Origin of the sequence: uncultured Anaerococcus sp. (genome assembly GCF_963510915.1) — a bacterium.
Taxonomy (GTDB): domain Bacteria; phylum Bacillota; class Clostridia; order Tissierellales; family Peptoniphilaceae; genus Anaerococcus.
Genome location: NZ_CAUPHG010000073.1, coordinates 1 through 8,758, shown reverse-complemented (window position 1 = coordinate 8,758; position 8,758 = coordinate 1). Strand labels below are relative to the sequence as shown.

Sequence of the window (8,758 nt, the reverse complement as noted above, 5' to 3'; positions counted from 1 at the left end):
TTACATTCCGCTTAAAATATTATTAAATTATTCCGTGTTTACGGGTTCAGGTCACAAAGAAAAGTTTTTCTTAACAACGGGTGGTTGGTCAATTATGCAATTACAAACTTGTCCAGGCATTTTTGCACTAAGATTTAATATGAAGTAAGCCCCTTAGACAATTTTTTATATAATCAAAATACACAACAAAATTAAAAAGTTTTGTATTTACCCTTTGTATAGGCAAACTCAGCCCCTGCAGAGGGTGATATTTTTTTGTCAATAATAGCAAATTCAGCCCTAGTAACAGCGCAGATTATCTTGTCATCTCCATAAACTTCGCAGTCTACAGTGATTATCCTTGATCCTCTTTTAATAACCTTGGCCTTGGCGTAGATATATTTTGTAGCCATTAGTGGCCTTAAAAAATTAGTAGTCATTGATAGGGTAGGGGCGGTTAGTATCTTTGCAGAAGCTATGAAACCAGATGCATCATCGGCAAGGGTCATCAAAACTCCACCGTGGACGGTATTTAATTCGTTGAGAAATTCTTCTTTCATCCTGCACCTTAAAATTAAATTATCTTGGTCTATTTCTCTTATTTCTATATCAAATTGATCATTAAAACTCATAAAAACTCCTTTATTGTATGATTATATATTTTTTAAAAAATCTTTCATATTTGGCAAAGAAAAGATGAATAATTTTTTCAAATAGTATAAAATGTATTAGTAAGGAGTTTTTATGAAGAAGAGATACCTATGGATTTTATTAAGCCTTGCGATGGTCGTTGGCCTAGCAGCTTGTTCAAATAAAAAAGATACAGAAGATAATTCAATTGAAAGCGTAAGTGACTTAATTTCTAGAATTGATAACAAGCAAAAAGCTTTAGAAGAAGAAAAAAATTCTAAGAACAATGATAAGGAAAAAAATACAAACAAAGAGCTTAGTGAGGATAAGAAAGAAGGAAAGGGTGAATTAGTTGATAAAACTAAGAGTAAAGTAAAGATTGAAAAGGTAAAACTCAAGGCCTTTGGCGATATTATGGCCCATATGGATCAAATTCAATATGCCTATAATAAGGGTGGTGGAGAATATGACTTTTCAGACCAATTTACTTATCTTAAAGATTTTGTAAAAGATTCTGATATAGCAATTGGTAATTACGAAACAACAACTAATCCTAATTTGCCATATGCAGGTTTTCCACGTTTCAATGCTCCTCCAGCCTATCTTAAAACCTTAAAGGAAATTGGTTTTGATATAGTTACTACTGCCAACAACCATTCTTGTGATACTGAGCTAGAAGGAGTTTTTTCAACTATGGATGCTGTTAAAGAAGCTGGCCTTGATTATGTAGGTTCTTTTAAAGACAAGTCCGATAGGATTTTATTTAAGGAAGTAAACGGCATTAAACTTGCATTTTTGGCCTACACCTACGGTTGCAATGGCAGGGAAGATTTGATTGTGCCAAGGGAAGAAGTTGAAAATCTTTGCTATTTGTCAGATGAAGACAAAATAAAAAAAGATATAAGTACTGCCAAATCTCATGGAGCAGACTTTATTATTGTTTATCCTCATTGGGGAATTGAGTATCAGTCAATGCCAAGTCAGGAGCAAATTAGGCTTGGAAGAGAGATGATAGATTGGGGAGCAGACCTTGTAATAGGCAACCACCCACACGTTGTAGAACCAGTTGAAGTTTACCAAGCAAAAGATGGGAGAGCTGGCCTAATCGCCTATGCTCTTGGCAACTTTATTTCATGTCAAAATTTTGAAAATAATAATGACATTAGGGTTGAGCAATCCCTAGCTCTTGAAATTGATTTAGAAAAAGACCTAACAAGTGGCAAGAAAAAAATTGCAGACGTCAAATCACACCCAATATGGGTAGGAACCTATTACGATGACAACGGTATTTCCGTAAAAAACCACCTCACAGAGGACTTTTTGGAAGGCGGCAAATACTATAACTTGGTAAATGAAAACCAAAGAGAAAGAATCAAACAGGCCCATGATATGACCCTTGATATTGCAAACACAGGAGTAGAGTGATGGTAAATTTTGAATTAAATATCCTAAACGCCATCCAAGGCATGAGATCAACACCCATAGATAAGTTTATGGTAACAATATCAGCTGCGGGAAATTTATCTCTAATATGGATAGCCTTTATCTTTATATTTTTATCAGCAAAAGAACTTAAAAACCAGGGCAAAATTATGATTATAGCCTTCATCCTAAATATCTTGCTTGTAAATATTTTAGTAAAAAATCTGGTAGCTAGGCCAAGACCCTATGATGTGGCAAATTTCACTGGCCTTTTGGTTCATAAATTATCAGACAATTCCTTTCCATCAGGCCACACTTCCTACGCTTTTACCTTCGCAACAATAGTGACCTTGCTAAATAAAAACAAGGCCCTAAAAATATTTACAGACGTCTTGGCAGTATTGATGGCTTTTTCAAGGTTATACTTATATGTGCACTTTCCAACAGACGTCCTAGCAGGCGCTGTTTTTGGGATTCTAATCGGAATTTTGTCAATAAAAATATATAATTCTCAAAAATATAGGCAAATAAAAGCAAAATATAATTTACACTGGGCATAAATTGTGATATAATAATTTGGTAAGCATTTATGCCGGTGTGTCGGAACTGGCAGACGAGATAGACTCAAAATCTGTTGTCCTCCGGGGCGTGTGGGTTCGAGTCCCACCACCGGCACCAAAGAAAAAGCGTTGGAATATCCAGCGCTTTTTTTATGGGAAAATTAAGACTTTGTAAAATATTAGTGGAAAAATTAAATTTATTGTTACCAGCAAGTTACCAACGGAGAATTTACTAATTGACAAGATAATAATAAATAATTTGTGTGAGGTACCTATTAACTTTATATTATTATCTTTAAAGTCTGCTTTGGTACTCCTCACAAAGCCTGCTTTATGACCCCTTCAAAGTCTGCTTTAATATGTATAAAAGTCTGCTTTTATGTTTGTGAATTAAATTTCTATAAAGATTTTTAATATGTTATAATAAACTTGTTATCACTCCTATACTGATAGCAGTTAGGAGGTGATTTGTATGAAAGAACTGATTTCCTTTTTAGTGTCCGTTGCGGTTGGCGTAACTACTCATTATGTCATCAAGTGGTTAGACGGATACATTAATAGTGATAACTAACCCAAAACAAAAAAGACGAGTTGCCTCTCGTCTTTTTTTGTGATTCGTATGAATCTGATTTCCTTTTACTCAAAATCATTATACTTGCTGTCTTATTTTATTCAATCATATTCTCCTTTATATTTTGAATTTGAAATTACTTCCAGTATTATTTACTAAGGAGGTATTTATGAAAAATACTAAAAAATGTCCTAAATGCGGCTCTAGTGAGATAATTAAAATCCCTGGCAAGGCTGGAGCTTATGGCTCTGGTAATAATATACCTATTGGTGCGAGCATACTTTCTGCTGTGCCAGTTGATAGATATCTTTGCACTGAGTGTGGTTTTTCAGAAGAATGGGTAGACCTTGATAACATGAAAAAGGTTGAGAAAAAGTACAGTGATAAGTAATAAAATATATTTTTTAAGGAAGCATTGAAAGATGTTTCCTTTTTTCTTTAAAAATTTTCCAATATAAGTTATACTATAAGGTAGATAAGAGTTTTAAACTATTTTTATAGTTAAGGAGATATAATGAAAAAAACTGTTATGTTGATTGATGGGTCGAGTTTGATTTTTAGGGCTTTTTTTGCCTTACCAAACCTTTCCAACAATGACGGGGTTATGACAAATGGTGTCTATGGATTTTTGACTATGTATAGGAACGCCTTTGACAAATATAAACCAGACTATGTCCTCGTGGCCTTTGATAGGTCGTCTAAGACCTTTAGGAATGACGAGTACAAAGACTATAAGGCCAATAGGGATAAGACTCCAAATGAGCTTTCCTACCAGTTTGGAATTTTAAAAGATGTCCTAGATTCTATGGGGGTTAAGTACACTGACCTCGATGGGTTTGAGGCTGATGATATAGTTGGTACCTATGCCAGAATGGCTAAGGAAGCAGGTGATAGGGCAGTTCTTATCACAGGTGATAGGGACTATCTCCAGCTTGTGGATGATGACATTTTGGTTTATTTGACCAAAAAAGGTGTGTCAGATACAGTTGAATACACAGTTGATAAAATCAAGGAAGAGTACGGCATTACTCCTAAGCAGCTTATTGATGTTAAGGGTCTTATGGGTGATAAGTCGGATAATATTCCTGGAGTTGACGGGATTGGCGAAAAGCGTGCCCTAGATTTTATCAGAAAATATGGATCAATTCAAAATCTTTATGACAATCTTGATGATATTTCTGGCAAAAAAACCAAGGAAAGTCTAGAAAGTGGCGAAGCTGTCGCCTATATGTCAAAAAAAATAGGTACTATTGTAACCAACGCACCGGTAGAATTTGAATACGATGACCTAGCCTTAGATAAGCCAGATATAGAAGGCCTAAGAGAGAAATTTTCTAAACTCAATTTCAATAAATTTTTAGAAGAACTTGACGGTGAAATAGCTGATACTTTAAGCAAGGAATTTTCTTACAAGGCTAGCAAGGATTTGAAAAATCTTATTGATTCTAGCAAAAAAACAAAGGAAATATTTTTTAAATCAGTTTATGATGGGGAAAATTATATCCATTCTGAAATCTATAGATTTGCAATAAAGACTAAGGAAACTGATGTTTATATAGTTGAACCAGAAAAAATAAAAGATTTAAAAGAAGTTTTTGAAGATGAATCAATAAATAAAGTGTCTTTTGATATCAAAGAAGAGATGGTGCTTTTGGATAAGCTTGGCATTGACCTAATAGGTCCATATGATGACCTTATGCTCATGCACTATCTAATTGACCCATCCAGGTCCTCTTATGATTTAAAACTCCTAAGCCAGTCTTATTTGACCTATGAACTAGATAATGACGAATCATTGATTGGAAAGGGAGCTAAGACTAAGAAATACGAGGACGTCAACCAAGACGACTTAGCCCTACTTTTGGCATCTAAGGTAAATGCTATAGAAGATGCTAAGGATCCTGTCTTTAAAAACCTAGCTGAGTATGAAATGGTTGATCTCTATGAAAATATAGAGAAAAAACTTGCAAAAGTCCTCGCTTCTATGGAAATAATTGGCTTTGGCACTGATAGGAAAATCCTTGAGGATATTAAGGCAGACCTTGATAAGCAAATTGAGGAACTTACCAAAGATATTTATGATATGGCTGGTAGCGAATTTAATATAAATTCCACTAAGCAATTGGGAGAAGTTTTGTTTAAGGATTTGGAATTACCTGTTATAAAGAAAACAAAAACAGGTTTTTCTACAGATGCGAGTGTTCTGGATAAATTGAGGGATAAACATCCTATTATAGAAAAAATTGAAAGATATAGGGAAACATACAAACTTCGTTCTACCTATATAGAAGGTCTTGAAAATGCCATCGACGAAGACGGTAGGATTAGGTCAACCTTTAGGCAAAATATTGCTTCAACTGGAAGGCTATCAAGCCAAGAACCAAACCTACAAAATCTACCAATCAAAACTGACGAAGGTAGGGCCATTAGAAAAGCCTTTAAGGCAGGCGAGGGCAAGGTTTTAATCGACGCCGACTATTCACAAATTGAATTAAGAATCTTAGCAAGCTTGTCAGATGATAAAAATATGCAAGATGCCTTTAACCATGGCATAGATATCCACACCCAAACAGCTTCTGAGGTTTTCCATACCCCATTAAACGAGGTTACAAAGCTCCAAAGATCAGAAGCTAAAGCTGTAAATTTCGGTATAATCTATGGTATAAGTGACTATGGCCTATCGCAAAACCTAAATATTCCAAGAGCAAGGGCTAAGGAATATATAGATAAGTATAAAAAATCCTACCCACAAATCAAGGAATACATGGACAATGTGGTAAAACTTGCCAAAGACCAAGGCTATATAGAAACTTTATTTAAAAGACGTAGGTATGTACCAGAAATATCTTCGAGGAATTTTAATGTCAGAAGTTTTGGCGAGAGGATTGCCCTAAATACACCGATCCAAGGAACAGCAGCTGATATAATCAAGATAGCTATGATAAAAACCTTCAATAAACTCAAGGAAGAAGGTCTAGATGCCAAAATCATCCTTCAAATCCATGATGAAATAATCATAGAATCAAGTGAGACTGACATGGAGAGGGCAGGTGAAATCCTAAAGGACTGTATGGAAGGTGCAGCAGACCTCAAGGTAGACTTATTGGTTGATATTGGTTTTGGAGAAAGTATGTATGAGTCCAAATAAAATTGTAATTACAGGCACAATCGGTTCTGGAAAGTCGGCAGTAAGCGAGATTGTTAAAGAACTTGGTTTTAAGGTTATAAGTGCAGATGAAGTTAATAAAAAACTATTAGAAGAGGGTGGGGAAAATTACGAGGCAATCAAGGTCGACCCCTTCTTTAGGAAGGCCTTTGATGGTAATATCCTAGATAAAAAACATCTGGCAAAAATGATATTTTCTGCCCCTGACCTTATGAAAAGGCTCAATTCTATAACCCATCCGATAATTGTGAGGGAAATAGAAAGGGAAATAGAAATGTCAGATGAAAAAAATATTTTTATTGAAATACCACTTTTTTATCAAATGACAGTGAGATTTCCTGCTGACCTAGTTTTCTTTGTTGAAACTGACAAAAACATCCAAGCTCAAAGGCTTGCCCAAAGAGATGAAATTGGCGATTTTTATGCAGAGTCAAAAATCAGAAACCAAGAAGCTCTTATGGGACCTAGGGATGGAAGAGAAATTGTCATAAATAATAATACCAGTCTTGAAGACTTAAAGGAAAATGTAGAAAAAATTTTAAGAAAGGAGAAGATTTATGAAAGTAATTAAATGGTTTGGTAAATTAATAGGTTTTATCTTCCTAGCCATCCTGATTTTATTTGTGGTTTGTTATGCAACAATAGCTTATCAAACATCAAGAACAAGGATAAGTTACCAAGATGAAATCTACAAATCCTCTGAAAAGTATAATGTAGATCCATTGCTTACAGCATCTATTATCAAAGTGGAATCAGACTTCGATAAAGACGCTAAAAGTCACCAAGGAGCTCAAGGTTTAATGCAATTATTAGATGAAACCGCATCCCATGCTGCAGAATTAACTAATAAGGAATTTTATCCTGATAAATTATCTGATGTTGAATATAACCTAGACTTAGGTGTTGCCTATTATGATTATCTATATAGGTACTACAACAATAGGGATTTGGCCCTTGCAGCCTATAATGGCGGTGTAGGAAATGTTGATAAATGGATAAAAGAAGGTGTTTTAGACCCTGAAAATCCTGATGTTTCAAAAATTCCTTTTGAAGAAACTAGGCAATATGTAACAAAAATTGATGCAAATTATGATGTTTATAAAAAATTTTATAAAAAAGGCCTACCAAGTGAAAAGAGAATGGCTGATTTAAAACAGTTGGCTTTCGATAATTTTATGGTATTTATCGAAGATATTATAGCAAATTTGAGATAAACCATTGAGAAATTTCCCGATATAATTTATAATATAAGTATCGGGAAGAAATTTTTTAAGAAGGAGAAATTTATGGCAGCTAATACTGTGACATTTGCCCATGGTGTTAAGATGGAAGAATATAAAGAGCTTTCTGAAAACAGCAGTCTCCATACTGCAGCTATTCCAAAGCTTGTAACCATTCCACTTACCCAACACATAGGTGCGCCAAGCAAATGTAATGTTAAGAAGAATGATGAAGTTGCTGTAGGAGATCTTTTAGGATCAGCAGTAGGTAACTTCTCAGCAAATATCCACTCCTCAGTTGCAGGAGTTGTAAAAGATGTAATCGATATTCAAAGTGCCTCAGGCAAAAACTGTAAGGCAGTTGTAATCGATACAGAAGGTTTCGACCAAGAAGTTCAATATACTGAGCTTGAAAACGTAAACTTAAGCCCAGAAGAAATTGTAGCCAAGGTAAAAGAAGCAGGAATCGTTGGTATGGGTGGTGCAGCTTTCCCAGCTCACATCAAATATTCACCAAATAAACCAATCGATACTGTAATAGTAAACGGGGCAGAATGTGAACCTTACATAACTTGTGATGACTACATAATGAAAAATTATCCTTTACATATAATAAAAGGACTCATCCAAGTAATGAAGGCTGTAAATGCTAAAGACGGCGTAATTGCTATAGAAAATAATAAGCCAGAGGCTTATAAAACTATGACCCAAGCCCTAGCAGAATTTGCTAATTCAAATAAATTTGACGGCACAATCAAAGTTGTAAGCCTTGAAACCAAATACCCACAAGGTGATGAAAAAAGACTTATAAATGCGATCCTCAAAAGAGAAGTCCCATCAGGTGGTCTTCCAATGGACGTAGGAGCAGTTGTATCTAACGTTTCAACTGTAAATGCTATTTATGAAGCACTTTTCATGGGAAAACCACTTTATGAAAGAATTCTTACAGTAACAGGTAGAACTGTTAAAAATCCACAAAATATGCGTGTAAGAATCGGCACAAGCTTTAACGATCTTATCGAAGAAGCTGGCGGTGCAGAAGAAATCGCCAAGGTTATAAACGGCGGACCTATGTGTGGTATAGCCCAACCTGACCTAAATAAACCAGTAGAAAAAGCTACAAACTGTATCCTAGTATTTGATAGCAAGGATGCCTTCATAGAAGATCCAACACCATGTATCAGATGCGGAAGGTGTGTAAGCGTATGTC

8 protein-coding genes and 1 tRNA gene are annotated in these 8,758 nt (G+C 35.0%); 8 read left to right on the top strand and 1 reads right to left on the bottom strand.

The genetic code is table 11. The annotated features are described in order from the left end of the window. Positions 1–191: 191 nt before the first annotated feature. A complete protein-coding gene (locus RQ893_RS06850) occupies positions 192–611 on the bottom strand; it encodes a PaaI family thioesterase (protein WP_311482306.1) in 420 nt (139 codons plus the stop codon). Positions 612–723: 112 nt separating this feature from the next. On the opposite strand from RQ893_RS06850, the gene RQ893_RS06845 reads away from it, so the two are divergent. The 8 genes from RQ893_RS06845 to rsxC all read left to right on the top strand — a co-directional run. Beyond that, on the top strand, positions 724–2,034 hold the full coding sequence (locus tag RQ893_RS06845; RefSeq protein ID WP_311482305.1) for a CapA family protein: 1,311 nt from the start codon (positions 724–726) through the stop codon (positions 2,032–2,034). Continuing rightward, complete coding sequence (locus tag RQ893_RS06840; protein WP_311482304.1) at positions 2,034–2,591, top strand: phosphatase PAP2 family protein; 558 nt, start codon at positions 2,034–2,036, stop codon at positions 2,589–2,591. The genes RQ893_RS06845 and RQ893_RS06840 overlap by 1 nt, the downstream gene beginning before the upstream one ends. Positions 2,592–2,622: 31 nt before the next feature. Then, positions 2,623–2,709, top strand: a tRNA-Leu gene (locus RQ893_RS06835). Positions 2,710–3,331: 622 nt separating this feature from the next. After that, a complete protein-coding gene (locus tag RQ893_RS06830) occupies positions 3,332–3,553 on the top strand; it encodes a hypothetical protein (RefSeq protein ID WP_311482303.1) in 222 nt (73 codons plus the stop codon). 123 nt (positions 3,554–3,676) lie between these two features. Next, complete coding sequence (polA, locus tag RQ893_RS06825) at positions 3,677–6,310, top strand: DNA polymerase I (protein ID WP_311482302.1); 2,634 nt, start codon at positions 3,677–3,679, stop codon at positions 6,308–6,310. Then, complete coding sequence (gene coaE / locus RQ893_RS06820) at positions 6,297–6,899, top strand: dephospho-CoA kinase (RefSeq protein ID WP_311482301.1); 603 nt, start codon at positions 6,297–6,299, stop codon at positions 6,897–6,899. Before polA ends, coaE begins: the two co-directional genes overlap by 14 nt. After that, positions 6,886–7,542 (top strand): lytic transglycosylase domain-containing protein, encoded by a 657-nt coding sequence (locus tag RQ893_RS06815; RefSeq protein WP_311482300.1) that lies wholly within the window; start codon positions 6,886–6,888, stop codon positions 7,540–7,542. The genes coaE and RQ893_RS06815 overlap by 14 nt, the downstream gene beginning before the upstream one ends. Before the next feature lie 72 nt (positions 7,543–7,614). Then, positions 7,615–8,758, top strand: a 1,144-nt coding sequence (rsxC, locus tag RQ893_RS06810) for an electron transport complex subunit RsxC (protein WP_311482299.1), incomplete at its 3' end; no start/stop codon positions are given.